Here is a 26,570-nt window from a genome sequence, read left to right as displayed (position 1 = left end):
GCCTGGCCACGGCTCCTGTTTTTATTTGTGTGAGGCCGCCTGCGGCGGCTTTTTTCCTGCGGTATGCTTCTTCCTAAACACTATGCCAGCCGAGGCCCGCTGCGCCTGGCCCTGGCCACCATGCTGGTGCTGCTGCTCTTTGCGTGGCACTTCTACCTGGAGCGGGCGGCTTACTACGACCTGGCCTACCACTTGTTTATCTATCTGAAAGACAAGTCCCTGTTCGTGCAGAACCGTCGCTTCGTGGCCATCGTCACCCAGCTGCCTACTCTGCTGGCCCTGAAAGCGGGCTGGCCGCTGGATGCGGTGCTACGGCTGTACTCCGTGGTGTTTATCCTGTACTACCTAGCCGTTTTTTTGGTCTGTGCCTATTGGTTTCGCAACGAGCAGGTGGCCCTGGTGGTGGTGCTGCTCTACGTGCTGCTGGCCTCGCGCACGTTTTACTGGGCGCAGTCGGAGCTGCCGCAGGGGCTGGCCGCCCTGCTGCTGTTTTACGGGGGCGTAGCCCGGCAGGCGCCGCTGCCCTGGCGGTTTAGCACCCTGGCGCTGGCCGCCCTGGTGCCGGTATTCATTTTTGGTCACCCGCTCATTATCCTGCCTTTCCTGTTCATCTGGGCCTACGACTGGCTGCTGAACCGCCGGTTCCGGGACTGGGCCTACTACGGTATGCTGGTGCTGGCCCTGGCCATGTACCAGCTGCGGGCCATGCTGATTCCGCCCGGCTCCTACGAGGCCACCCACATGACTTTCACGCCTAACCTGGTTAAGTTTTTCCCGAACTACCTGGCTATCGGCAGCTTCGATAATTTCTGGCAGCTCTGCAGCCGCAGCTTCCTGGCCCTGCCGTTGCTGCTGCTGGCGCTTACCGTGTTCTACGCCCGGCAGCGCACCTGGCTGGCCTGGCTGCGCCTGGGGCTGGTGTGGGGGTTTGTGGGGGGCTACACGTTCATTATCAACGTGTCGAACCCTGACTACACCGAGGCTACCTACCTCGAAAACCTATATCTGCCCCTGACGTTGTTTGTGGCCGTGCCGTTTGCGCTGGAGCTGCTGCCGGCCCTGGAGCGCCGCTGGCACGGCCGCGGCCCGGCCCTGGCTACCGGCCTGCTGGGGTTGCTGCTGCTGGCCCGACTGGCCCTGCTGTGGCAGCGCCACGTGCCCTACACGGCCTACCAGCAGTGGCTCGGCCACCTGCTGACGTACACCGGCCAGTTTCCGGAACGCAAGTTTATCATGTACCCCGACAACGTGGACCCGCACCGCCTGCGGGCCGGCTGGCCATGGTGGGCGTCGGCCAGCGAAACCATGATGGTCAGCGCCCGGCAGCACCCCGACTCCGTGCAGACCGTGCGCGTGGGCTGGGACATCGACCAGCTGGCCAATACCGGTGCCCAGCCGGGCATTTTGCTGGGACCCTTCGAAACCATGAATACGGCCGACCTGCCGGCTGCCTACTGCCGCTTCCCGAACAACACGACCTACCGCGTTCTGAACACCCTACCCCCGCTGGATACGGCGGCCCTGCGGCCCTACATTACCGCGCACCAGGGGGTGCGGCTCAGCCTGCCGGGCGCGGCGCCCACGACCTGGCAAGCCGGCCGACAGCACACGCTGCCCGTGCAGGTGCAGGTACCCGCGGCGGCCCGCCCCCTGCACTCCGGCACCCGGGTCCCGCACCCCACGCTGCTGCGCACCGCCTTCTACAAAGCCCACGATTGGCCCACCGACACGAACCCGATGGAAGTGCCGCTGGAGGTAGATGTGTGGCAGCCCTGGACCCAGACGGTTCCGCTGCGGGCTCCGCAGCAGCCCGGCCACTACACTTTCGAGGTCAGCCTCATCAGCAAAGACTACCGCGACTGGCCGGTGCGGCTGCGGATTCCGGTGGAGGTGGTGAAATAGACTTTTTCTGGCTACAAGCCAACGGCCCGGCGCGGCCCGAAACCTGAGTTCGGGCCGCGCCGGGCCGGCTTTTTTCTGGCGGGAAAGATTACTGATCCTTCGTCAGCGAGATGCTCAGGTCGTCGAGATACACGGGCTGCTTGCTGTCGGCGCGCCACAGGTACACCAGAATTTTACTGGTGGGCTTGGCCGCCTCGGGCATGGTAATGGTCTGCTCTACGTACTGCCACTTGCCCGCTATCTTCACGGCCTGGGTTAGGTCGAGGCCCTCCCAGAGCAGGTCGGGGGTTCCGGGGGTAGCGCCCTTGATTTGCGTTACCAGCTTGGCCGCGCCGTGCTCGGGGGGCAGCAACACCCAGGCGCCTACCGTGAGCCGGGCGGGCCACTCGGGGGCCAGCCGGCTCAGGGCGTTGCTATAGCCCAGGCTGAACTCGTGGCTGGGCCCTACCATGGTGCTGTAGCGGCCGGTGTGGGCTTTGTCGCGGGTGAGGGTAGCCAGGGCCGGCGAATCGGCCAGCCAGCCGTCCAGGTTTTCGAAGCTGGTAGCGGCCAGGGTGCTGGTATCTGCCGCATCAGCCGGCTTTTTAGAGCAGCCAGCGGCTGACAGCGCAAGGAGCAAAGCGGCAGAAACATACTTCAGCATAGCACAGAAACGTAAGAAAGAAAAGGCAAAGGTAGCAGACCCGCGCGGCGGTTACATGAACGGCTTGGCCTGCCGGAAGCGGTCAGGTGCGCCTGGGCAAGTAGCCTAATGGTCGAAAAAATGCTCTTTGTAGCGGGCCCAATCCATGTTGCAGCAGTCCACCACCCCGCGGGAGTATTGCCAGCTTTGGCGCACGCTCAGCAGCACCAGGGCTCCTACCACGAAAGCCACCGGCACGGCGCGGGTATTCCACCACCGGGCCAGAAAAGCAGCCAGGCACAAGCTCAGGAGGGGGTACAGGCTGATGAGGGGCCGACAGCCAAACCCGCCGCCGTAGGTCCAGTCCCACCAGCTAAAGGTCAGGTACACCACAAAAGGCACCAGCACTACTACCACAGGAACCAGGGCCGGGGCAATCCGGCGAAGCCAGATGCTGCCAAGCAGGGCAAACACCAGCACCGGGCTCCAGAACAGCCAGCCTTTACGCGCACTGAACAGGCCATCGAGCAGGTGCGGCTTCAGCAGGTAGAACCGCTCACCGGGGTAAAACTCCATCAGCCACTGCCCGCCGGCTACGCGCCAGAATAGCAGCTGCACGCTACCCACCAGGGCCACTATAGCCACCATAGCCAGCAGCTGCCGCCAGCGGCTCAGCCAGAAGCGCAGCCGCTGAGCTACGGCGGCGCGGCTGGTAAGCCCCCATAGGAGCGGCACGGCTATCATCCAGAGCTCCGAGGGCCGCACCAGCAGCATGAGCCCGAAAACCAAAGCCAGCTTGCTACCCGCCGCCCAGCCGCCGGCCGCCTCGTACCACTGCCGGGTGTAGCGCAACAAAAGCACGTTCAGCAGAAACAGCGTTCCGTGCGACATGGGCGCATCGACGGTAGAATAAATAAACAAGTTGGTACCCAGGCCAATAGCCAGCAGCGCCAGGGCCGCCAGATGATCGGGCACGTAGTGGCGCAGCTCCCGGCCCAGCAGCCACAGCCCCAGCAGGCTGTACACCATGCAGCCCAGAGCAATGTAGCGCTGGTAAGGCTTCGAGTAGCCATCGGGCGGGAAGCCGGCTACCTTGGCGTACCCGTGGGCCAGGGCAAACCAGGGGGAGTAGGCCACCGCCATCCCAATCGGATACTTGAACACGGCCCGGCCGTTAGGCAAGTGCACCAGGCTGTAGTCGGGGTCCAGGTCGGGGCGATACTGCTTGCGCACGTAGGTCAGGAAGGAGCCGTCCCCCACATCCTTGGTGATAAAAGCCGCGGGCAGATACAGGTAGTACCCTCCGGCATCCCACACCAGCACATCGGAGCGGCTCCAGCGCGAGGTGTCCTTCATCAGGACCACGTGCAGGAGGGCAATAACCAGCCAGACAAAGCCCACGTGGGTACTAGGCAGCCAGCGGCGCCAGGCAGCCGCCGGGGGGGTAGGTACGTGCGGTATTTCTGCTTGCATACGCCCGATAAAGAACAAGGACTGGAACACTGAATGAAGGCGGCCGGCTTCCGGCCAGGAGGCGGCCGGTGCCTACCGCTGGTAATACTTCTTGGGGCGGTCGGTTACGCCCCAGTAGTGCAGCAGCTGCGCCTGCAGATCCGACTGGTTCGGATCGGGGATGGTGCCCCAGCTCAGCACGTTGCAGTACGGGGCAATGCGCACCTCCGGCTCCGGAGCGCGGGCCATCTGGTCCAGGGCCCACCGCTCACAATCGTTGTTGCGGGGCAGCTTCGGCACGGCATCCATGTAGATAAACGTAAGTAGAAACAGCCCTACCAGCACCGCATAACCCGAGCGTATCCGGCCCCGCAGCTGAAACAGCAGAAAATACGTGGACACCCCGTAGGCATAGAACAAGGCCAGCAGCACGGGCAGGATAGAGTCGCCCCGAATTAGGTAGGGCCGGTAGTCGCGGTAGCCGCCGAAGGGAAGCAGCACCAGAAACAGCACCGCAAACAGGCCTACCGCCCGCAGGCTGCCCAGCACCCACTGCCGCTCCGCCGAGGGCGGAAACAGCCACCGCACGAGCTGCCCGTTCACCAGGATCAGGAGTAGCAGCAGGGGTAGGCCCCATTCTTTCTCCAGCTCCTGGGAAAAACCCGTGGGCAACAGCCGGTAAAGCTGCCCGAGGGTGTGGGTATGCGAGTTTTCGGCGTTGTTGCGGCCTACGTAAAGCGAATACACACTCAGGCCCGCCAGAACACCCAGCAGCAGCAGGGCCTGGCCTGAAAGCCACTGGCCGCCGGCCGGAGCGGTGGGGCTAATTATGGCGCGCCCCCGGTGCCACGCCCAGTACACCCCAATGCCAAACAGCAGCACCGCCACAGCGGCCGTGGCAATGGGCCCGTTAAAGGCAATAACCACCATCAGCAACACCAGCAGCAGCCCGTTGAGTGGGTGCACGCGCAGGGGCTGCCGGGCATGCGCCGCCCGGAAAAACGGCCACAGCAACGCCAGCAGCAGGGCCAGCGGGAAGGCGTAGAAAAAGGTGTAGGTAATGGCGCGGTTGGTTACGCCCATCTGCTCATAAAAGCCCTCCGTCTGAAACAGCGGCACCAGCAAGGCCGCGGCCACCCAGAAACCCCACGACCCGCGCGGGCCACCGCCGCCGCGCCGCACGTAAAAAGCCAGCGCCAGCACTAGCAGCACCTGCACCACCGTCGAGAACAGGGCACTGGCCACGTACAGGCTGTTGATGGGGGTAGTAAACCACTGCAGCACCCGCGGAACCTGCTTCCAGTACAGGCCCATGGCCGCGTGCGCGAAAAACCGGTTGGTACCGGCGTACACCGCGTTTTTGGTAACAACAGCCCAACCGAACGGGTCCTGCAGCACCTGCTGGTACCAGGGCGCCGGAAACACAATGGAAACCAGGTCGCCGTCGAGGGGCAGCTGCAGGTTCTGCCAGAACGTAAGCGCCGTATCGAGCACAATCAACCCGATTAACAGGCCGGTCCAGTAGCGTTTGGGCATAGCAGCAACGAGGGTTGGGGGCAGCCGGGCTGCCGGATAAGCATAAAACGGGATGCCGGGCCGACCAAAAGGCACCGGCCTGGCATCCCGCCCTGAAGTATAGCAACCAGCGGCACTTATTCCTTAATGCTCAGCTTCACGTCGTCAATCAGCACGTAGTCGCTGGCATCGGCGCGCCACAGCGACAGGCGCAGGTGCTGGGCGGCCGTAATGTTTTCGGGCAGGGTAATGTCCTTGCTCACGGGCACCCACTTGCCGTACGATTTCACGGCCTCGCCCAGCCGGATACCGTCGCCGAACAGCTGCTGCGTGTTGGTATCGTCCATCACCTGCACGCCCAGCATGCCCGTAGCTTTGTCGCTGGGCAGGAAGGCGTAGGCTTCCAGGTGTACGGTCTTGATTTTCGTGGGCGTGGCCTGGCCCAGAGCCATATCGAAGGTCAGGCTGAACTCCCGGTCCTTGTCCACCTTAATGGCGTACTTACCCGAGTGCGCCCGGCCCCGGTCCAGCAGCGCCGGATCAACGTTCCACCCTGCTACCGATTCAAAGTCGTTGAATGTGATGGTTTTCGCGTCAGAAGCGCTGGTGCTGGCCTTTTCGTCGGAAGAGCAGGCCCCAAGCACTGCCAGGCTCAGCAGGACAGTAAATTTTTTCATGTAAGGTGACGTATGGAAAATGTTTCGTGTAGCGGCTTTCAGAGAAGGTGCGGCAAAGGTATAAACTCTGCTAGTCAAGCAGCTATTGCGCCTTAAAAAGAACCACGCCTCTTGTTTTGCGCGCCAGCCGGCGGCGAGGGGTATGGGAGCTCCTACCCGCCCCCGGGCCAGCAGGACCACCGGCTCCGGCGGTGGGGGCGGCTCCGGGGGCGTACAGCTTGCGGCTTCTTTTCCTTTCTTTGATCCTGCAACGCCCCCGGTCCTGGGGCTTCCCCCTTCCGTTCCCCCAATGGCAGCACCCCGCCCGATCTATATCCGAGCCTATTTTTTGTGTATCATCCTGCTGGGGCTGCTCTTGTATCAGGATTACGGGGTGTCCTGGGACGAATCCATTGACCGCACCAATGGCATTGTAAACGCCAAGTATATTACTGGCCTGCTGGCCCCGGAGTGGGCCGGGCGGCAGGCTATATTTTCGAGCGTGCCGGAGTTTGCCGGCTATGAGGAGCGCGACCACGGGGTCATCTTTCACCTGCCCCTGGCCTTTATGGAGGTAGCGTGGCCGGGCCTGGACTCGCGCACCTACTACCTGGTCCGCCACTTCTGCATCTTCCTGACGTTTGTGCTGGCCTTATGGTCGGTGTACCATATTGCCCGCATCCGGTTCAGCAGTTGGCAGTTTGGCTTGTTAGCCAGCACGTTACTTCTCATTTCGCCGCGCATTTTCGCCGATGCGTTCAGCAACGGCAAGGACCTGGTGTTTCTGAGCTTTTTCACGTTCGGCATCTACACGCTGGTTCGGCTGCTGGCGCGCCCTACCCTGGGGCGTGCCGTGCTGCACGGTCTGGCCACGGCCATTGCCACCGATATCCGGATTCTGGGGTGCCTGCTGGGTGCGCTTACCGTGGGCATGTTTGTGCTGGAGCTGGTGGCCGCTCCGGCTACCGCCGCCCAGCGCAAAACCCTGCTCCGGGCCTTTTTGCTGTACTGCGTAGCCAGCGCCGCGTTTACCGTGGCCGGGTGGCCCTACCTGTGGGAAGCGCCCCTGGATAACTTCCTGCTGGCCTTCGAGAAAATGAAGCGCTTCCGCTGGGACGGCTACCTTCTCTACCTCGGCGAAAAAGTGCACTCCCTGGCCCTACCCTGGCACTACGCCCCCGTCTGGATTATCATCACCACCCCCGTTGCCTACGTGGTAGCCAGCCTGGTTGGCCTCGGGGCCAGCGGCTACGCGCTTCTCCGGCACCCTTTCTCCTTCCTGAAAACCCCGCAGGGCCGCCTGGACGTGCTGCTGCTGCTGTGGCTGCTGGTGCCCCTGCTCATGGTGATTGTTCTGCACTCCGTGATTTACGACGGGTGGCGCCATCTGTACTTTATATATCCGGCTATCATTCTGCTGGCCGCGCGCGGCATCCATGTCACCTGGCAGGCTAGCCGGGGCCGCGCCTTCCTCAAACGCCTGGCGCTGGGGGCCGCCGTTCTGGCCGGGGCCGAGGCTGGGTACACGGCCGTCCGGATGGTAAGCTCCCACCCCAATCAGCAGGTGTACTACTCGTTTCTTTCCGATCCGGAGGCCAGCCAGCTGTTCGAGGGCGACTACTGGGGCCTTTCGTATCGCCAGGGCCTGGAGTGGATTCTGGCCAACAGCACTTCTTCCCGCATTGCCATTGACGCGCCTTTCCGGATTGTGCTGGAAAACAACCTGGCCGTGCTCCGGCCCGAAGACCGGGCCCGCTTCACCATTGACCCGAACAGCCAGGAGCGGTACTTCCTGACCGCCTACCGCACCCACCCCGAGCCCTACCCCGACAGCGTGGGCCGTGAGGTGCACACCGTGAAAGTAAACGGCATCCGGATTTTATCGGTGTTTTACCGCTGGTAGCACGGGCAGGCGGTGGCAGCCACTGGCTGCTAAGCTGCCTGGCCCCCTACCCCTTCGGCCCCCGCGAACCGCCCGCACCGGGTGGCCCAACTACCCCGCCCATCGGGTACTACGCCGGCCTTCCCTGTCAAGGTCCATATACTTTCGCCATTTTTACCTGCCGAAACCCCACGCTCCGCCCCTTTGGACCTATCCGTTGTCATTCCTATTTACAATGAAGAGGCCAACATCCATGCCCTCTATCACCGGCTGCGGGGCGTGCTGGCGCCCATGCAGGTTGCCTACGAGCTGATCTTCATCAACGACGGCTCGCGCGACCGGTCCCTGGAGCTGATCCGGGAGCTGGCCGCCCACGACCCGCAGGTGCGCTACGCCGATTTCAGCCGCAATTTCGGTCACCAGATTGCCGTAACCGCCGGCCTGGATGTGTCGGGGGGCGAGGCCGTGGTTATTATTGATGCCGACCTGCAGGACCCGCCCGAGCTGATTCCGGCGCTGTACGCCAAGCTGCAGGAAGGCTACGAGGTGGTGTACGCCAAGCGCCGCACCCGCCAGGGCGAAAGCGCAGCCAAGCTGCTCACGGCCAAGCTGTTCTACCGCCTGCTGGCCAGCATCACCCATATTTCCATTCCGGTAGATACCGGCGACTTCCGCATTGTGTCGCGCAAGGTGGTGGCGGCCCTCCGGCAGATGCCCGAGCAGAACAAGTTTATCCGAGGGCAGATTTCCTGGATTGGCTACCGCCAGACTTACCTGGAGTACGACCGGGCCGAGCGGGCCGGCGGGGCCACGGGCTACACCTACAGTAAAATGATTCGGCTGGCCCTGGATGGCATCACGGGCTTCTCCGATGCGCCCCTGAAAGCGGCCACGCTCAGCGGCTTTTTGGTGTCGGGGGTAGCCTTCTTGGTGATGCTCTACACGCTGTATGCCCGCTTTATCAGCGGCGACTACCAGCCGGGCTGGGCCTCCCTGATGATCAGCATCTTATTTTTGGGCGGGGTGCAGCTGATTGCCGTCGGTATCATCGGGGAGTACATTGCCCGGCTCAGTGCCAACGTCCGCCAGCGCCCCCTCTACATCATTTCCGATACCAATGTGGGGGGAGTCCACCCGCCGCCCCACGCCGCCCCTACCCCACCAGCCAGCCTAATACGGAGCCCTCATGAATCTTGAATACGAACTGAAATACCACCAGATCGAGGAAAACTACTGGTGGTTTCAGGCCCGGCGCGACATGGTGTTTCGGTTGGTGCAGCGCCTGCAGCTGCCGCGCACGGCCCCCATCCTGGAAATTGGGTGCTCGGGCGGGCCGCTGCTGCAGCGCCTGGCCGGCCAGGGCTACACCAACCTGACCGGCATCGACGTCAGCGAAGCCGGCATTGCCGTGGCCCAGCAGCGCGGCATTCCGAATGTGTCGTGCATGGACGGGGCCCGGCTCAACTTCCCCGATGCTTCCTTTGACCTAGTTATTGCCTCCGATGTGCTGGAGCACATCCAGGACGAGGCCCAGGCCCTGCGCGAGTGGGGGCGCGTGCTGCGGCCCGGCGGGCAGCTGTTGGTGTTTGTGCCGGCCTTTTCCTTTCTGTGGGGCAAGCACGACGAGGTGAACCAGCACTTCCGGCGCTACTCGGCCGGGCAGCTAACCGGGGCGCTGCGGCGGGCCGGCTTTGCGGTGCAGCGCCACTCCTACTGGAACGTGGGCCTGTTTTTCCCCACGGCCGCCGTACGCCTGCTCAACCGGCTGAACCCGCCCCGCCCTACCCCCGGCCAGGCGCTCAAGGACGACTTCTTTGCCACGCCGCCGCTCCTCAACACCTTACTGCGCGGCTTCATCGTGGCCGAAAACCGGGTGCTGCAGGCCCTCAATGCCCCCGTGGGCGTCAGTGTATTTTCTTTGGCCCGCAAGCCGGCCGCCTAACTTTTCCAGCGCTACCGTACCGCCGTGGACCTTTCTATCGTCATCCCGATTTACAACGAGGAAACCAACCTACCTGCCCTGTATGCCCGCGTGGCCCAGATGCTGGACGCCCAGCCCTCCTGGCAGGCCGAGGTGATTCTGGTCAATGACGGCTCGCGCGACCGGTCCCTGGAGCTGATCCGGGAGCTGGCCGCCCGCGACCCGCGCATCCACTACATCACCTTCAGCCGCAACTTCGGCCACCAGATTGCCATTACCGCCGGCCTGGATTTGTCGTCGGGGGCGGCCGTGGTGGTGATGGACGGCGACTTGCAGGACCCTCCCGAGCTGATTCCGGCGCTGTACGCCAAGCTGCAGGAAGGCTACGAGGTGGTGTACGCCAAGCGCCGCACCCGCCAGGGCGAAAGCGCAATCAAGCTGTTCACGGCCAAGATGTTCTACCGCCTGCTGGCCAGCATCACCTCCGTGAATATCCCGCTCGACACCGGCGACTTCCGCATTGTGTCGCGGAAGGTGGTGAAGGCCTTGAAGCAGATGCCCGAGCAGAATAAATTTATTCGGGGCCAGATTGCCTGGATTGGCTACCGCCAGACCTTCCTGGAGTTTGACCGCTCGGAGCGGGCCAGTGGGGAGCCAGGCTACACCTACAGCAAGCTGATTCGGCTGGCCCTGGACGGTATTACCTCCTTTTCTGACCTGCCCCTGCGCATTGCCACTATCGGCGGGTTTACCGTATCGGGGGTGGCTTTTCTGGTGATGCTGTATGCCGTGTACGCCCGCTTCTTTCTGCATAACTACGGGGTAGGCTGGCCTTCCATTATGGTGAGCGTGCTGTTTTTGGGCGGGGTGCAGCTGATGGCCGTGGGCGTGATTGGCGAGTACGTGGCCCGGCTGGGCGCCAATGCCCGCCAGCGCCCCCTCTACATCATCGAGGACACTGACCTGGCTCCGGAACCAGCTCCCGAAGCCCGGTATAGCAAATAGGCCCGCGCTTTACCTGAGGGCGGGCCCGGGTACCCCAGAGAGCCAAGCCGCGGGCGGTATCTCCTCCCCCCCGAAAAAGCCGGAAGCTTTCCGGCCGGAAAGCGCGGATTAGTGTAGCTTAGGCACATTCCTCTAGCTTTTCCGGCATGCTGCAGCTGCATAATTTCATTGGCGGAGAGTTTCTGCCCCCGGCTTCCGGCTCCTACTTACCTGTAGTCAATCCGGCTACCGGGCAGGTGTTCGGGCAAGTGGCCGATTCTGGCCCAGCCGATATCGACCGTGCCGTGCAGGCCGCCACGGCGGCTCTTCCCGGCTGGCGCGCCCTGCCGCCCGAAGAGCGGGGCCGGCGCCTAGTGAAGCTAGCCGAGCTGATTGACCGGGACCTGGAAACCCTGGCCCGGGCCGAAAGCGAGGACAACGGCAAACCCCTGGCCCTAGCCCGCACCCTGGATATTCCGCGGGCAGCCAGCAACTTCGCCTTCTTTGGTACGGCAGCCCAGCATTTTGCCACCGAGGCGCACGTGCAGGAGGGCTTGGCCCTGAACTACACCGTGCGCCATCCGGTGGGCGTAGTGGCCTGCATTTCGCCCTGGAACCTGCCGCTGTACCTGTTCACCTGGAAAATAGCGCCCGCCCTGGCGGCCGGCTGCTGTGTGGTGGCCAAACCCTCGGAGCTGACGCCCTACACGGCCTACCTGCTCAGTGAGCTGAGCCGGGAAGCGGGCCTGCCCCCAGGCGTGCTCAACATTGTGCACGGCAGCGGGCCGGGCGCCGGGCAGGCCCTGGTGGAGCACCCGGGCATCCGGGCCATCAGCTTTACCCGTGGCACGGCTACCGGTGCCCGCATTGCTCGCACGGCGGCTCCGCAGTTCAAAAAACTTTCTCTGGAGCTGGGCGGCAAGAATCCCAACCTCCTCTTCGCCGACTGCGACCTGGCGGAAGCCGTGCAAACCAGCATTCGGAGCAGCTTTGCCAACCAGGGCCAGATTTGCCTGTGCGGCTCGCGTATTTTCGTGGAGCGCCCCATCTATGAAGCTTTCAAGGCCGCGTTTCTGGCGCAGGTCCGGGAGCTGACCGTAGGCGACCCACTGGAAGCCACAACCCGTCAGGGCGCCATCGTAAGCGAAGCGCATCTGCGCAAAATCCTTTCTTATATAGAGTTGGCTCACCAAGCAGGCGGACAGCTGCTGGCGGGCGGGCGGCAGGTGCAGGTGCCGGGCCGCTGCACCAACGGGTATTTTCTGGAGCCCACCGTATTTGAGGGGCTGGCCCCCGACTGCCGCGTCAACCAGGAGGAAATCTTTGGGCCGGTGGTCACGCTCACACCTTTTGATACCGAGGAGGAGGTAGTAGCCTGGGCCAACGGCACCGACTACGGCCTCTCGGCTACCCTCTGGACCCGGGACCTGACGCGGGCCCACCGGGTAGCCCAGCAGCTGCAGGCCGGGGTAGTGTGGGTGAACACCTGGCTGCACCGCGACCTGCGCACGCCGTTCGGGGGGATGAAGAATTCCGGCGTGGGGCGGGAAGGCGGCCTGGAAGCCTTGCGCTTCTTCACGGAGGCTCAAAACGTGTGCGTGAAATTGTAGCTGTTTTCCTGGCGACAACTCACAATAAGCAAAGCACGCCCAGCACCATGCGTGAAACCCGAAAAGCCTCGGCAACGGCCTGCCAACCGTTACGCCTGGGGTGGTTTTGCCCTCGGCTTGCTGAGTACGGTAGCAGGAATTGCGGCCTGGCACTGCGGAATTGTACTACTGGCTACTGTGGTATTTACCAGCCATTGGCTACTCTGGCACACACGCCGCTAAGGCAAGCTGCTCCTTTCCGGGCCGGAAAAAAACAATGGCATTATTTATTAATAATCACCTGCTTACTTCTGCCCGCGAGGGCACCCGCAGATACTTTTCAGCCCCTAATTCAGGCGGGCCAGGTTGGCTTCCAGATCGGTGAGGGTGGTTTCCTGGAAGCGCAACGTATCCGACGGCGCGCTGGTGGTAGCCTCGCGGCGGGCCAGGAAGGGAGTTCCGTTTTCGTAGCGCAGGCCCAGCACCACCACGGCAGACCCGCTGGGGGCACTGGCAAAGTGGTAGCCCGCGGCCTGGGGCGTGCCGGCCAGCACCACACGGCGCCCCGGTACCAGCAGCCGCACGGCCGTGTGCTCCCCGTCGGTGGGGGTAGCAGCCGGCACGTAGAGGGCAGCAGCGGCTCCGGCCCAGGGCTGCCCCACGGCCAGCCAGCCCAACCGCGTGGGCTGCAGGGCGTTGGGTGCGGGCGCCAGCTCCTGCGGCTCCGGCACCGGTACCGAGGCCGCAACGGGCTCAGGCACGGCATTCGGATCGGGGGCAGAGGCCAGGCCCGCCTGAAAGTTAAAACGGATGGGCAGCACCATCTTCACCTTCACAAACCGCCCATCCTGCTGACCGGGCGTCCAGCGGCCCGAGGTCTGGCGCAGCACCCGCAGCACCTCCTCGTCGCAGCCGTCGCCGATGCCGCGCAGAATCCGCGGGCTTTGCACCCGGCCGGCCTCATCCACCACAAACGAGGCAAACACCAGCCCCTGGGTTTGGCGCTCCTGGGCCTGGCGGGGGTAGCGGATCAGCTGGTTGATATCGGCCGGCCCCTGGCCAAAGCGGGGCATTTGCTGGGCGGTGGTGTACACCTGCTCCGTAGGTGCTGCAGAGGCTTCGCCCTCCAGCCAGCGCACGGGCGTGGCCGAGCCGGTAGCCTTCCCGTAGAAGAGCGAGTGGCTGTCCCCGCGGCGGCCGGCCAGCTCCAGCTGCAGGCTGCGGCCGGCGGCCAGCATCAACTGCTGGCCGGCCGCGGTGGCCCGCACCAGCACGGCACCGGTCAGTTCCAACGGGGCGCCGGCCAGGGTTTCGGTTAGTAAGTTGGAAAGCAGCATGTCGGAGGCGGCGTAGCACTCCTTTAGTTCTACCCATACGGTGCCGGTAGCCGGGCGCTGCCGGGCATCTACCAGCGCCCCGGCCGGGATGCGCACCACGGTGCCTTCGCGCCCCCGCACTTCGGCGGCTTTGGTGGGGTCAATCTGGAAGTACTCACTGGCTTTCAGGGTCAGGTCCTGGAGGCGGGCTTCGGCCGGCGGCGCTTCGGCGCCTATCCCGGCGGGCCGCCGGGTACTGCCGCGGTACACCACCAACGGCGCCAGGCGGCTGGTGGGCCGCTCCAGGCGGTGCCAGTCGCGACGCACGGGGGTAGCCCCTATGGGGTCAGCTACGGAGTCGAGGGCCAGTGTATCGGCCAGGGCGGGGGCCGTAGCGGCTGGGTCGGGGCGCTGGGCCGCGCGCTCCTGCTGGCAGGCCACCAGCAGCGCTCCACTTACACCCAGGCACAGAAAACGAAGCGGGGTACACATTGACATAGGACCACTCTACGCGGGAAACACTGGATTTATTGACGTAAGGTTACATTTTTCTGCTAAATAGTTGAGGCGGAACGGCTTTAGTTCTGTTTCATCGGCTACCGGCCCGCCGGGCCAGTGCTGCTTGCCCTTGCAGTCCTCTCCTTTTTTCTTGTTCCTTACCATGCTCGACCTTGTTATTGAAGCACGCCAAGCGGCCCTGAGCCCGGGGTTCAACGTGCGCCGGATTCTGCCCTACCGCCTGCGCCGGATGCTGGGCCCCTTTATCTTCATGGACCACGCCGGGCCGGTAAGCTTCGCCCCCGAAAAGCTGCCTGCGCTGGATGTGCTGCCGCACCCGCACATTGGCCTCTCCACGGTCAGCTACCTGTTCGGGGGGCAGGTAACGCACCGCGACAGCCTGGGCGTGGAGCAGATCATTCGGCCCGGGGAGGTGAACTGGATGACGGCCGGCTCGGGCATTGCCCACTCCGAGCGGTTCGAGGACCCGGCCGCGCTGGCCGGCGGGGCCCTGGAAATGATTCAGACCTGGGTGGCCCTACCCGAGCAGGACGAGGAAAGCGCCCCCGCTTTCACCAACTACCAGCCCCACGAGCTGCCCGTTTTCACGGAGCCGGGCGTGTGGATGCGCCTGATTGCCGGCGACGCCTTCGGGCTGCGCAATGAGGTGCGCACCCACTCGCCCTTGTTTTACCTGCACGTGGTGCTGCAGCCCGGTGCCCGGTTTGGGCTGCCCCGCGGCTACCCCGAGCGCGGCGCCTACGTAGCCAAGGGCCTCGTGGAAGTGAATGGCCGCGCTTACGGCCCCGGTCAGCTATTGGTATTTACCCCTGGCATTGACCCCGTGCTGGTAGCCCGCGAAGCCAGTACGCTGCTGCTGCTGGGCGGTGAGCCGCTGGGGGAGCGGTTTATCTGGTGGAACTTCGTGTCGTCGCGCCGGGAACGAATTGAGCAGGCCAAGGCCGACTGGCAGGCGGGCCGCATTGCCCTACCCCCCAACGATAACGCCGAGTTTGTACCTCTGCCTCAAGACAAAAGCCGACCGGCTGGTGGCGGCTCGCCCCCACCCCAGGCCCTGTCCTGATGCCTGGGGCTCCCCGCTTCGAGGCAGACGCCGCAAACGCATTATATATGCTAATTTAGTTGGATTATTAACTAATTTTATTAGCTTTGAATATTGTTCTTATGGCCGCCCTTTCCTCTTCCGACTATGAAAAACGAGCTTCAGTACATGGTTTGCTGCCAGCTTACCCTGGCCGAGCTTAGCTGCGGGCAGGTAGTGAGCACCCGGCAGGTAAAGCAGCTGGTAGCCAGCCCTACCGCCGAGCTGCCCGAGCTATTTACGGACCTCTACGAGCAGTTCCGCAGTCCGCAGCTGCTGGGCCTGCAGATTACCTCCATCCGGTACCGCCGCCCGGCCACCCACCGGATGCACGACGAGGCTGCCGTAGAAGAGTTGCAGGAGTGTTAACCGAAGAATAAACCTAAAAAAAAAGCCCCTCCGTGGAGGGGCTTTTTTTTTTAGGCATCAGCTCACAGATTCTTCAGCACGAAATCCGTCATTTGGCGGTAGAGGTGCAGGCGGGTGTTGCCCCCGTAAATGCCGTGGTTGCGGTTGGGGTAGTACAGGGTCTGGTAGTCTTTGTTGGCCTTGATCATGGCCTCGGTGAAGGCTACCGAGTTCTGGAAGTGCACGTTGTCGTCGCCGGTGCCGTGCACCAGCAGGAGCTTGCCCTTGAGCTGGTCGGCAAACTGCACGGGTGAGTTATCGTCGTAGCCCTGGGGGTTTTGCTGGGGCGTTTTCAGAAACCGCTCGGTGTACACGGAGTCGTAGTAGCGCCAGTTGGTAACGGGCGCCACCGATACGCCCATCTTGAACACATCCGCATTTTTGGTGAGGGCCAGGGCCGTCATGTAGCCCCCGAAGCTCCAGCCCCAGATGCCGATGCGCGACTTATCCACGTAGGGCAGGGTAGCGAAATACCGGGCGCTGGCGGCCTGGTCAATGGTTTCCAGCTTGCCCAGGTTGGCGTAGGTGCTTTTCTTGAAGGCCGCGCCCCGGGCGCCGGTGCCGCGGTTATCAACGCTCACAATGATGTAGCCGTTCTGGGCCAGCAGCTGGTGCCAGAGGTAGTTAGTGAAGGCAATACCCCCGCCGGCATCGTCCTTCACGGTCTGGGAGCCGGGGCCGCCGTACACGTACATCAGCACGGGGTACTTTTTGCTGGCATCGAAGCCTGCAGGCTTCAGCACGGAGGCGTTCAGCTCTACCCCGTCGGCCGTCTTGAAGTTGATAAATTCCAGCTTGCCCAGGTTGTATTCGGTCAGCTTCTGGCGCAGCTTGGCGTTGTCTTCCAGCACTTTCACCAGCTTGCCGTCCTGGCCGTTGCGCAGGCTTACCACCTGGGGCTGCCCGGCCTCGGAGTGGTAGTTCAGGAAGTAGCGGGTATCGGCGCTCATGTTCACCACGTCGTTGCCGGAGCCGGCTTCACTGAGGCGGGCTTTGCCCTTGCCCTTCAGATCAATACGGTAAAGGTGGCGCTGCAGGGGCGAGGCCTCGGTGCTGGTGAAATACACTACCCCCTTCTTCTCGTCAAACCCATCAATGCTGGTAATTTCCCAGTTGCCCTTGGTGAGCTGGCGCACCAGCTTGCCGCTCATGTTGTAGAGGTAGAGGTGGCGGTAGCCGTCTTTCTCGCTGCTGAACAAGAACTCCTTGCCGCCTGCCAAGTAGCGCAAATCGTCGTTTACCTCCACGTAAGCGGGGTCAGTGTCGGTGAGGACTACCTGGGTGTTACCGGTGCGGGCGTCGGCGTGCAGGATTTCCAGCTTGTTCTGCAGGCGGTTCATGCGCCGAATGCTGAGCAGGTTGGGCGTCTGGGTCCAGATGATGCGCGGAATGTACTGGTCCGTTTCCGGGCCCACGTCCATTTTCGTGTTCCTGCCGGCGGCCACGTCGTAGGTGGAGATGCTTACGATGGAGTTTTTCTCGCCGGCCTTGGGGTACTTATAGCGGTAGTCTTTGGGGTAGAGCGGGCCCCACTCCTGCATGTTGTACTCGGGCACCTCCGTTTCATCGAAGGTGTAGTAGGCCAGCTGCCGCGAGTCGGGCGACCATTGAAAGCCCTGGGCAAACTCAAATTCTTCCTCGTACACCCAGTCGGTGCCGCCGTTGATGATGCGGTTCTGGGCGCCATTGGTGGTTACGGCCGTTTCCTGCATAGTAGTCAGATCCACCACAAACAGGTTGTTGTCGCGCACGAAGGCCACGCGCTTGCCATCGGGCGAGAAAGTGGCGTAGAGCTGCTTGCCGGCCGTTTTGCTCAGGGGCACCAGCTGCTTGCTCCCCCGGTCGTACACGAAAAAGTACGATTTGCTGGAGCGGCGGTAAATGGGCTCGGTATCGGTGCTGAACAGGATTTTGGATTCGTCGGCGTTGAAGCTGTAGCCATCCACTGCCAGGGGCTGGCTTTGGCCGGGCAGCTTCAACTCCTGACCCGCCACCAGGGTTTGCACGGGCTGGCCGGTGGTTACATCATTCTGCACCAGGTTGCCCTGGCTGAGCGAAGAGTAGTAGCGGCCATCCTTCATCCAGTTGAAGCCGGGCACGGAGCGGGCCGAGAACGTGCCCTTCTGCCAAATGTCCTCGAGGGTAATGTTTTGCTTTTGCTGGGCAAAAGCGGCCGGCGCGCTGCCGGGAAGCACGGCTGGTGCGGCCGTGGTCAGAAACAGGGCCAGGCCCAGGAAACGAAAATTCATCAGCAAAAAGTAAAATGACGGCGGGAATCAGCCGTTAAGGTAGGAAATGCGGGCAGCATGGTTGCACGCCGCCGGGGCGGCCGGGGCCCGGAGCCGCCCCGGCGGGCAGACCGTGGCGGACTTCCTACTTCGCGTTCAAAACCCGACCTTTACGAAGCTATGCATTTTCGTTCTATTGTTCTGCTCCTGTCCCTGCTGGGGGTAGCGGCGGCCTGCGACTCCGGCCTCTCGCCCGGTCCGCGCGTGGATCTGGTCAGCAGCACCCGCTATAATACCGTTGACCGCCGCCTAACCCGCACCGCCGACACCCTGGCTGTTAAGATGTATGCCCAGGGCCAGGGTAGCCCCTTGCACCGGCTCACGATTTCGGCGGAGTATGTGGCCGTGCCGGAGCCTATTGTTTACAACGACCAGTTTGACGTGGACGACCCGCCCCGCCGCACGCTGGTATACCTCGACTCGGTGCTGGCGCCGGGCACCGATTCCGTGGCCCTGGGCCACGTACTCAGCTCCCGCACCACCTCGGGCCTGGAGGTGTGGCGCTACTCCGCCACCGATGATGAGAGCCGCACCGGCTCCCGCAGCTTCCGGCTCCGCTATGCCCGCCCCGATACCCTCCTGGACTATCACAACTACACCGTGTCGGTGCAGGCGTCGGGGGCGTTCGGCCGGCGCAGCTTTCTGGCCCTGCGCGAAGGGCTGGTATTCCCGAAATTTTCGGTGCACCGCCTAGCCGAAAACCAAGCCCTCGTTGACCTGGTGTACCTGCCCAACCCCACTACCGGAGCCCCTACCCTGGCCACCCCCCTCCATGCCGCCCTGGGCCTGAAGTGGAGCACCCGGCGGGCCACCGTCATTCGCCGCACTAGCCTTAACAGCACCTCGTTCGGGAGTACCACTGATTTCGCCGCTGCGTTCAACCAAGGCACCGATTTCACGCCGCTTACCAGCACGGGCCCACTTGCTGAAGGCCAGGTAATTGCATTTCAGACCCCGGCCCCGAATAGTCGCTACGGCATTATTCTGGTGGAAGATATTCTGGCTACGGGCAGCCGTAACGTGGTGCTGCAGGTACGGGTAGCCAAATAAGCCCGGGCTGCCGGGCACTGGCCCTAACGCAAAAGGAGCTTCCTGCTGGCAGGAAGCTCCTTTTGCGTGTTTCTACCTTATTTTTTTCAGTGGCTAGAAGTTAAATCCGGCCGTGAGGGTAGTGGTGAAGCGGTTATCATCCACCACGATGCGCGGAGTACGGGCGGGGTTGGCCAGCTCGTAGGGCGTATACACTTGCTTGCCGGAACCATATACCCCGGCTACATCCAGGAAAAAGTTCTTCTGGCGCAGCCCCACTCCACCCGTGTAGAAGGTTTGGGCCCGGTTGGCGGTGCTGGTATTCTTATACGGGTCGCCGTAGTGGGCAAAACCCGCCCGCAGCCGAAATACATCCAGGCGCAGCTCGCCGCCTACCCGCAGGTTCACGGCCGACTGGTATTGGCCACGAATGGCGTCGTTGGCGGGGCCCAGGTCGCCGGGCGTTACGGCCGTGGTGTTACGGTCGTAGCCCAGGCGTGCTTGTCCGTAGTTTACATACTCAGCGTCGGCGCTCAGGAAACCGTTTTTGCCCAGCACCACGGCCACGCCCCCCGTAGCGCGGAAGGGCGAGGTGACGGTATAAGCCAGGTCTTCGGCCGGGAAGTTGCCGTCGCCGGTGGTGTGCCGGGTGCCGTCATCCAGGGTAATGGGCGAGTCGAAGGTGGCATCCAGGGTGGCGCTGTAGGTTTCCACCACCTCCGAGTAGGTCGGCGTCTGCACCGAGGCGCCCACCCGCACGATATCATTCGGCCGGTAAATAACCCCGAGGCGGGCATTTACACCCGTGCCGCTGGTTTCAATGTTTTCCCGCAGGCTCAGGCTCCCGAACTTTCCGCCGGGGTCATTGCTGGGCGGGGTGGGGTCAGTGGCTGTCAGGCTCGAAACCGTGTTGTAGCGGGTGTGCACAATCCCGATGGCTCCCCCGATGTACAGCTTGTCGCGGTAGCTGTTGGCATAGCCAAAATCGAACTGGGTCTGGCCGCCGCTACGCTCTATGGTTTCGCGCTGGGTCAGGGTGCCGGTGTTATCGTAGTCGGCCGGAATGTAGGTGCCATCGGCGTCGCGCTCCGTCAGCAGGGCCTCGTAGGCCAGCTTATCCAGGATGGCGCCCTGGTCTTCGCTCAGCCGCTGCAGAATATCCTGCTCCAGCGGGGGAGTGGCCGAATAGCGCAGGTTCTGGTTGAAGTTGTTGGTACGGTTCAGGCCAAAGGCAAACGTACCACCCCGCCAGGGGCTGGTATTGTCGGAATCAGGCCGGCGGCCGGAAAACACAATGCCGAGGCTGCCAATCTGCAAATTGCTCCGCGAATCGGTGCCGCGGGCTCCGAAGGCCTGCGTGGTGGTATTGCTGCTGCCGAAGCCCGGCGAAAAGCTGATTTCGGACCGTTGAAACAGGCCCAGGCCCGCCGGGTTGGTCAGGATGCTTCCAAAGTCGGCTCCCACCGCCGAGCTGGCTCCTCCAATACCCAAGGTGCGGGCCGTGCCGCCGGGCTGGTTCTGGGAAAAGCGCAGGGCATCGGCCGAACTTTGGGCAAAGGCGTAGCCAGCCGGGCTTAATAAAGCCGCAGCCAGGTAATATTTCAGGTTTTTCATGAGGGGGAGAGAATGAGCGCCGGCTCCTGGCAGGAGCCGGCGGTACACACCGAACAGGCGCTACCTATTCGCTAACAACACTGCTTAATTGCCCCGGCCCCGGCCGCCGCTGCTGCTTCCGCCGCCGCCACCGTTGCCACCACCGCTCCGGCCACCGCCGCCACTGCTGCCACCACCATCAAAGCTGCGGGAAGGCTGGGAGTACGAGCGGGAAGGCTCGGAATAAGAACGGGAAGGCTCAGAGTAAGAGCGGGAAGGTTGGGAGTACGAACGCGTCGGCTCAGAACCCGTGCCCGAATCGGAGGAGCGGGTAGGCTGCTGGTACACCCGCTGACGGCGGGGCTCAGCTACTACCCCACCCGCGTCAGTCGTCTGCGGACGGCTGCCACCGACATTATCCCAGTTCCGCCGAGGGCGGCTGGTTTCCGTACCAGCTTGGGTTGCCGTGCTGCTGCCGCTCTCGCTGAGTACGCGCCACCGGCGCGTAGGCTGGGCAGCGGGCGTAGCTTCTACCGCACGGGTTTCGGTGGTAGCACCCGGCTGCACACCGCCCGTTACCACGTCGCGGCTGCGCCCCCGCCCGGAGGCTGGCGCCGGCGCAACCGTGGCGCTCGATGTGGTGGTGCTTGGCGCCAGAAGGCCGCCCTCCACTACCCCGCGGCTGCGGCTACCCGACACCGAGCCGGGCAGGTTGCCGCCGGCGTTCAACTCCCCATCGGAGAGGCGGCTGCGGGTGCCCGTCACGACGGAGCGTACTGCCTGCGCGCGGATGCCCCGGCCGCCGTAGTAGCCGTTGTAAAAGCCCCCGCCCCCATAGAAACCGCCTCCATAATAGCCCCCCCAAGGGTTGCCGTAGCCGTAGGGGCTGTAGCCGTAACCGTAACCATAGTCGTAGGCGCCGTAGCCATAACCATACCCCCGCCATGGGCGGTACCAAGGACGGCCAAGCCCAATGGTAATGTTCACGAACGAACCACCCCAATACGGGCCATAGAAGGGGTCGTAGAACGCGCCGGGGCCCCAGGCAGAGTACACGGGTCCACCGTACCAGAACGGGTCGGTGTACGCAAAATCATAGTAGCCCAAGCCCAGTCCGCGGTAGGCAGGCTGGTGGAAGCGCCGCAGGCGGGCGGCATAAAAGTCATCGTCGTAGTATTCAGTGCTTCCGGTAGCCTGCGAGGTAGTAGTACCCGCGTAGTCCGGGTTGGCTACGTCGCCGTCTTCTTCCGCTGCCGGAGCCGGTTCGGTGCTGGCTACCACCGCTTGGTTAAGAGCTGTGGTGCGGTCCTTCGAGGAATAATACACGCCGTCATTCTCGGTAGAAGTGAGGGCCGTGGTGCCCGCGCAGCTACCGAGCGTAAGCAGGGCCATAGCGGGGAATACGGATGGAAATAATCTTTTCATGGCTGCTTACGCGTAAGGAATGATCCGGAAGATGAAGAGCGAACAGGAACCCGGCGGCACAAGGACCGAAAACGGGTCCACACCTCCGAATTTAATAACGTAATTTGGACCCGAAACGGTGCCCTATTTTGTACGACAAATCTTGTACCAAAAAAGGAACTTTTTCGCTACCTCTAAGATACTCTGAATATGAGCAAAAGTTTGCCCAAGCGCAGTGAAGATTACTCGCTGTGGTACAACGAGTTGGTGAAGCGCGCTGGTTTAGCGGAGAATTCCTCGGTGCGGGGCTGTATGGTGATTAAGCCCTACGGCTACGCCATCTGGGAAAAGATGCAGCGCACCCTCGACGATATGTTCAAGCGCACCGGCCACCAGAACGCCTATTTCCCGCTGTTCGTGCCCAAAAGCCTGTTCGAAGCCGAGGAGAAAAACGCCGAGGGTTTCGCCAAGGAATGCGCCGTAGTAACCCACTACCGCCTGCAGAATGACCCTGATAAGCCGGGCAAGTTGCGCGTGGACCCCAACGCCAAGCTGGAAGAGGAGCTAATCGTGCGGCCCACCTCGGAGGCCATCATCTGGAGCACCTACAAAAACTGGATTCAAAGCTACCGCGACCTGCCCCTGCTCATCAACCAGTGGGCCAACGTAGTGCGCTGGGAAATGCGCACCCGCCTGTTCCTGCGCACCGCCGAGTTTCTGTGGCAGGAAGGCCACACGGCCCACGCCACCGCCGAAGAGGCCCTGGCCGAAACCCGCCAGATGCTGGAGGTGTACGCCCAGTTTGCCGAGGAGTGGCTGGCCCTACCCGTGGTAAAGGGTGTAAAGACCGAGAACGAGCGGTTTGCCGGTGCCATTGAAACCTACTGTATTGAGGGCCTGATGCAGGACGGCAAGGCCCTGCAGGCCGGTACCTCGCACTTCCTGGGCCAGAACTTCGCCAAGGCGTTTGATGTGCAGTTCACCAACAAAGCCGGCCAGCTGGAGCACGTATGGGGCACGAGCTGGGGCGTGAGCACCCGCCTGATGGGCGCCCTGGTTATGGCGCATTCTGATGATGAAGGCCTGGTGCTACCCCCCAAGCTGGCCCCCATCCAGGTGGTGATTGTACCCATCTACAAAACCGGCCAGCTCGAGGAGCTGATGGAGCGCATCCGCCCCATGCAGATGGGTCTGATTGAGCGCGGCATCTCGGTGAAGGTAGATGACCGGGACACCGAGCGCCCCGGCTTCAAGTTTGCCGAGTGGGAGTTGAAAGGCGTGCCCGTGCGCATTGCCGTGGGCATGCGCGACCTGGAGAACGGCACCCTGGAAGTGGCCCGCCGCGACACCAAGGAGAAGATGACCCTACCCCTGGCCGACATTGTAAACAGTGTGGACCAGCTGCTGCAGGATATTCAGCAGAACATCTACCGCCGGGCCCTCAACTTCCGCGAAAACCACACTACCCGCGTAGAAAGCTACGAGGAGTTCAAGCAGGTGCTCGATGGCAAAGGCGGCTTCGTGGTGGCCCACTACGATGGCACCTCGGAAACCGAGGAGCGCATCAAGGAAGAAACCAAAGCCACCATCCGCTGCCTGGCCCTGGCTGAGGCGGAGGAAGAAGGCATCTGCATCGTGACGGGGCGCCCTTCCAAGCGCCGCGCCCACTTTGCCCGCGCTTACTAAGCGGAGCTTGAAGCCGGAGTTAAAAAGCCGGTCATGCTGAGCAGGGCGAAGGACCTTATCACGCCAGAACGACCATCGTAATAACGGCCCGTTTTACCGTGATAAGGTCCTTCGCTGCGCTCAGCATGACCGGCTTTTGCTACCGGGCAGCGGCAATAGCCTGCTTTAGCTCATCATCCGAAAGATGTTCCTGCCAGTCGGGGGCTAGCTCCAGCCGCACGGTTTGGGCGCCGCCGGTGGGCGTGCACACCACCGTTACGCCGCTCTCATTGGTAGTGCTGCGCTCTACGGCTTCGGCGGTAGCAGCGGTTTCTACGCCGGCGTAGGCTTGCACGCAGGTCCAGGTGGTGTTGTGGGAGTCGGTTACTTCGCGTTGTGTCATCATGGGGGGTAGTACGCCGGGAGTGGGCGCAGGTTCCCTACCCCTACGTTGGGGTGCTACCCTTCGCCGTACTGAATAGCGGCTACTTCCAGCTCCTCTATCTTAGCTCCCAGCCGCACCTGCACGCGCTGGCCCAGCCTGGCGCCCTGCACGGCCCGGGCAATGGGGGCCACAAACGCTACCTTGCCCGCCGCCACCGAGGCCTCATCAACGCCCACAATCGTGAAACTGCGCTCGGCCCCTACCCCTGCTGCCGGCCGCAACGTCACGGTAGCCCCGAACCGCACCTCCTGAGGCGGCTGGCTGCGCGGGTCTACTACCTTGGCGCTGGCAATGCGGGCGTTCAGGGCGCTGAGCTGACCGTTAAGCACCGTCAGACGGCGGGTACGGTCGGCCTCGTTTTCGCGGTTGGCCTCGGCCAGGGTGCGCTCCGCTTCCAGCGCCACCAGTTCCTGCCGTAGCTGCTCCAGGCCCTCTGGGGTCACGTAATTGGGCGTTCCGGGAGGTAGGGCGGGCCGGGGCGGGATGATGGGGGCCTCCAGCGAATCGTCTTCTTTGGTAAATGCGCGGCTCATAGCCCTTGCTAACGCGCCAGCCGGAGTGGGGTTGCGGGGCCAGCTACCCTAACTTACTGCGCTACTGAGCCGGGTTCTGCGTATCTTTTCCCAACTAAACCTTCTACCCTATGGACTGGCTCACGATTGCGCTGCTACTGGTATTTGGCCTGCTGTTTCTGGTGGCCGAGGTCATTTTTATTCCGGGTACTACGGTGGTGGGGCTGGTGGGCTTCGGGCTGCTGGCCGCCGGCATTTGGTTCAGCTACCGCGACCTGGGCGCCACTACCGGCCATGTTCTGCTGGGCAGCTCCACGGTAGCTATTGGGGTGCTGGTGTACCTGGGGCTGCGGCCCAAAGCCATCAACCGGGTGGCGCTAACCAGCGTGAACCACGCCCGCGTGCACGATGCACGCCACCCCGATGTGCAACCCGGCACTACCGGCCGCGCCCTGTCGGCCCTGCGCCCAGCAGGCACTGTCCTGTTCGATGACGACCGGCGGGAGGTAACCACGCGGGGCGAGTTTGTGCCGGCTGGCACGCAGGTGCGGGTACTGGGCATCGAGCACAACCGCATTGTGGTGGAAGGCCTGGCGTAAGCCGCCGCGCAGTTCTCTCTTTTTGTTGTTAGTTGCCGACTGCAAGCCTCCCTACCCCTCTTCATCTTCTCAAACCTCCCGCATGGACTTTCCTTTCTTCCCGATTATCGTCGGTGGCATTGTGCTGCTGGTGTTTCTGTACTTCTTCCCTATCAGCCTCTGGATTACGGCGCTGTTCTCAGGGGTGCGGGTGAGTTTGTTTCAGCTGGCTTTTATGCGGGTGCGCAAGGTACCGCCGTCTCTTATCGTCAACTCCCTGATTACCTCTACCAAAGCCGGCCTGGAACTGACGGCCAACGACCTGGAAACGCACTACCTGGCCGGCGGTAACGTACCCAGCGTCATTAAGGCCCTGATTTCGGCCGACAAAGCCAACATCCCCCTTAGCTTCAAGCAGGCTACCGCTATTGACCTAGCCGGGCGCGACGTATTCGAGGCCGTAACCACTTCGGTAAACCCCAAGGTGATTAACACGCCCAACGTGGCGGCCGTGGCCCAGGATGGCATTCAGCTGATTGCCAAAGCCCGCGTGACCGTGCGCGCCAACATTGCCCAGCTGGTGGGCGGCGCCGGCGAAGAAACCATTCTGGCTCGCGTGGGCGAAGGTATCGTGACCAGCATCGGCTCGTCCCGCTCCCACAAGGAAGTGCTCGAAAACCCCGACAAGATTTCTAAGCTGGTGCTCAGCAAAGGCCTTGATGCGGGTACGGCCTTCGAAATTCTCTCCATTGATATTGCCGACGTAGACATTGGAGAAAACATTGGGGCCAAACTCCAAACCGACCAGGCCTCCGCCGACCTGCGTGTAGCCGAAGCTCGCGCCGAAGAGCGCCGGGCCATGGCCGTGGCTATGGAGCAGGAAAACCGCGCCAAAACCCAGGAAGCTAAATCCCGCGTGGTAGAGGCCGAAGCGGAAATTCCGAAAGCCATTGCCGAAGCCTTCCGCTCCGGCAACCTGGGCGTGATGGATTACTACAAAATGCGCAACGTGCAGGCCGACACAGATATGCGCGACTCTATTGCCAACCCTGGCGGCCAGAGCAGCAGCACCAAGCCCGGCCGCGACGAGACGCGCCTGAGCTAATTGCTACCAGGCGACGAATTTCTACCCGGCCTGTAGCCTATAACAACACCTGTCATGCTGAGCGCAGCGAAGGACCTTATCACGCGGGAACAAGACGTTGTAGC

The 26,570-nt window shown here is 62.8% G+C and carries 22 protein-coding genes; 12 read left to right on the top strand and 10 right to left on the bottom strand.

Translation table 11 applies throughout. The annotated features are described in order from the left end of the window. Window positions 1–63 precede the first annotated feature (63 nt). Window positions 64–1,902, top strand: coding sequence for a hypothetical protein (locus tag GGU46_RS19105; protein WP_183405165.1), 1,839 nt, complete (start codon window positions 64–66; stop codon window positions 1,900–1,902). A gap of 88 nt (window positions 1,903–1,990) precedes the next feature. Here the strand turns inward: GGU46_RS19105 and GGU46_RS19100 are convergent, their stop codons facing one another. The 4 genes from GGU46_RS19100 to GGU46_RS19085 form a co-directional block, all read right to left on the bottom strand. Beyond that, window positions 1,991–2,545: a carbohydrate binding domain-containing protein gene (locus GGU46_RS19100; RefSeq protein ID WP_183405164.1), complete on the bottom strand. Its 555-nt coding sequence runs from the start codon at window positions 2,543–2,545 to the stop codon at window positions 1,991–1,993. Between the two features lie 105 nt (window positions 2,546–2,650). Then, window positions 2,651–3,997 carry a hypothetical protein gene (locus tag GGU46_RS19095; RefSeq protein ID WP_183405163.1) on the bottom strand — a complete coding sequence of 449 codons (1,347 nt, stop codon included), beginning with the start codon at window positions 3,995–3,997 and terminating at the stop codon, window positions 2,651–2,653. Between the two features lie 72 nt (window positions 3,998–4,069). Then, window positions 4,070–5,512: a hypothetical protein gene (locus GGU46_RS19090; protein WP_183405162.1), complete on the bottom strand. Its 1,443-nt coding sequence runs from the start codon at window positions 5,510–5,512 to the stop codon at window positions 4,070–4,072. A 116-nt stretch (window positions 5,513–5,628) separates the two neighbouring features. Then, window positions 5,629–6,168, bottom strand: a complete 540-nt coding sequence (locus tag GGU46_RS19085; RefSeq protein WP_183405161.1) for a hypothetical protein — start codon at window positions 6,166–6,168, stop codon at window positions 5,629–5,631. Window positions 6,169–6,496: 328 nt separating this feature from the next. Between GGU46_RS19085 and GGU46_RS19080 the strand changes: the two genes are divergently transcribed. The 5 genes from GGU46_RS19080 (at window position 6,497) to GGU46_RS19060 (ending at window position 12,544) form a co-directional block, all read left to right on the top strand. After that, window positions 6,497–8,050 carry a hypothetical protein gene (locus tag GGU46_RS19080; RefSeq protein ID WP_183405160.1) on the top strand — a complete coding sequence of 518 codons (1,554 nt, stop codon included), beginning with the start codon at window positions 6,497–6,499 and terminating at the stop codon, window positions 8,048–8,050. A gap of 183 nt (window positions 8,051–8,233) precedes the next feature. Next, on the top strand, window positions 8,234–9,226 hold the full coding sequence (locus GGU46_RS19075; RefSeq protein ID WP_183405159.1) for a glycosyltransferase family 2 protein: 993 nt from the start codon (window positions 8,234–8,236) through the stop codon (window positions 9,224–9,226). Continuing rightward, window positions 9,216–9,971 (top strand): class I SAM-dependent methyltransferase, encoded by a 756-nt coding sequence (locus GGU46_RS19070; RefSeq protein ID WP_183405158.1) that lies wholly within the window; start codon window positions 9,216–9,218, stop codon window positions 9,969–9,971. Before GGU46_RS19075 ends, GGU46_RS19070 begins: the two co-directional genes overlap by 11 nt. A 24-nt stretch (window positions 9,972–9,995) precedes the next feature. Further along, window positions 9,996–10,955 (top strand): glycosyltransferase family 2 protein, encoded by a 960-nt coding sequence (locus GGU46_RS19065; RefSeq protein ID WP_183405157.1) that lies wholly within the window; start codon window positions 9,996–9,998, stop codon window positions 10,953–10,955. 146 nt (window positions 10,956–11,101) lie between these two features. Then, window positions 11,102–12,544, top strand: coding sequence for an aldehyde dehydrogenase (locus GGU46_RS19060; RefSeq protein ID WP_183405156.1), 1,443 nt, complete (start codon window positions 11,102–11,104; stop codon window positions 12,542–12,544). Window positions 12,545–12,870: 326 nt separating this feature from the next. On the opposite strand, the gene GGU46_RS19055 is transcribed toward GGU46_RS19060, so the two are convergent. Then, window positions 12,871–14,331: an energy transducer TonB gene (locus tag GGU46_RS19055; protein WP_215906396.1), complete on the bottom strand. Its 1,461-nt coding sequence runs from the start codon at window positions 14,329–14,331 to the stop codon at window positions 12,871–12,873. A 169-nt stretch (window positions 14,332–14,500) separates the two neighbouring features. Between GGU46_RS19055 and GGU46_RS19050 the strand changes: the two genes are divergently transcribed. Together GGU46_RS19050 and GGU46_RS19045 are read left to right on the top strand one after the other, a co-directional pair. Beyond that, window positions 14,501–15,421 carry a pirin family protein gene (locus GGU46_RS19050; RefSeq protein WP_183405154.1) on the top strand — a complete coding sequence of 307 codons (921 nt, stop codon included), beginning with the start codon at window positions 14,501–14,503 and terminating at the stop codon, window positions 15,419–15,421. A 126-nt stretch (window positions 15,422–15,547) separates the two neighbouring features. Next, on the top strand, window positions 15,548–15,808 hold the full coding sequence (locus tag GGU46_RS19045) for a hypothetical protein (protein WP_183405153.1): 261 nt from the start codon (window positions 15,548–15,550) through the stop codon (window positions 15,806–15,808). 62 nt (window positions 15,809–15,870) lie between these two features. Here GGU46_RS19045 and GGU46_RS19040 read toward each other — a convergent pair whose 3' ends face one another. After that, entirely contained in the window at window positions 15,871–18,096 is a 2,226-nt protein-coding gene (locus tag GGU46_RS19040) for a S9 family peptidase (RefSeq protein WP_183405152.1), read from the bottom strand. A 159-nt stretch (window positions 18,097–18,255) separates the two neighbouring features. On the opposite strand from GGU46_RS19040, the gene GGU46_RS19035 reads away from it, so the two are divergent. Further along, window positions 18,256–19,185: a hypothetical protein gene (locus tag GGU46_RS19035; protein WP_183405151.1), complete on the top strand. Its 930-nt coding sequence runs from the start codon at window positions 18,256–18,258 to the stop codon at window positions 19,183–19,185. Between the two features lie 93 nt (window positions 19,186–19,278). Here the strand turns inward: GGU46_RS19035 and GGU46_RS19030 are convergent, their stop codons facing one another. Both GGU46_RS19030 and GGU46_RS19025 read right to left on the bottom strand, forming a co-directional pair. Beyond that, window positions 19,279–20,778, bottom strand: a complete 1,500-nt coding sequence (locus GGU46_RS19030; RefSeq protein WP_183405150.1) for an OmpP1/FadL family transporter — start codon at window positions 20,776–20,778, stop codon at window positions 19,279–19,281. 84 nt (window positions 20,779–20,862) lie between these two features. Next, window positions 20,863–22,182, bottom strand: a complete 1,320-nt coding sequence (locus GGU46_RS19025; protein ID WP_183405149.1) for a hypothetical protein — start codon at window positions 22,180–22,182, stop codon at window positions 20,863–20,865. Window positions 22,183–22,371: 189 nt separating this feature from the next. Here GGU46_RS19025 and proS point away from each other — a divergent pair, with 189 nt between their 5' ends. Next, window positions 22,372–23,847, top strand: a complete 1,476-nt coding sequence (gene proS, locus GGU46_RS19020; protein ID WP_183405148.1) for a proline--tRNA ligase — start codon at window positions 22,372–22,374, stop codon at window positions 23,845–23,847. A gap of 139 nt (window positions 23,848–23,986) precedes the next feature. Here proS and GGU46_RS19015 read toward each other — a convergent pair whose 3' ends face one another. After that, complete coding sequence (locus tag GGU46_RS19015) at window positions 23,987–24,232, bottom strand: hypothetical protein (RefSeq protein WP_246399032.1); 246 nt, start codon at window positions 24,230–24,232, stop codon at window positions 23,987–23,989. Window positions 24,233–24,285: 53 nt separating this feature from the next. Then, a complete protein-coding gene (locus GGU46_RS19010) occupies window positions 24,286–24,804 on the bottom strand; it encodes a GreA/GreB family elongation factor (RefSeq protein WP_183405147.1) in 519 nt (172 codons plus the stop codon). A gap of 110 nt (window positions 24,805–24,914) precedes the next feature. Between GGU46_RS19010 and GGU46_RS19005 the strand changes: the two genes are divergently transcribed. Together GGU46_RS19005 and floA are read left to right on the top strand one after the other, a co-directional pair. Beyond that, window positions 24,915–25,382, top strand: coding sequence for an NfeD family protein (locus tag GGU46_RS19005; RefSeq protein WP_183405146.1), 468 nt, complete (start codon window positions 24,915–24,917; stop codon window positions 25,380–25,382). A gap of 82 nt (window positions 25,383–25,464) precedes the next feature. Next, window positions 25,465–26,466, top strand: coding sequence for a flotillin-like protein FloA (gene floA, locus GGU46_RS19000; protein WP_183405145.1), 1,002 nt, complete (start codon window positions 25,465–25,467; stop codon window positions 26,464–26,466). Window positions 26,467–26,570: the final 104 nt, after the last annotated feature.

It is taken from the genome of Hymenobacter latericoloratus (assembly GCF_014199535.1).
GTDB classification, from domain to species: Bacteria; Bacteroidota; Bacteroidia; order Cytophagales; family Hymenobacteraceae; genus Hymenobacter; species Hymenobacter latericoloratus.
Note: the sequence above shows the minus strand (reverse complement) of the source record. Positions and strands in the feature narration are given on the sequence as shown.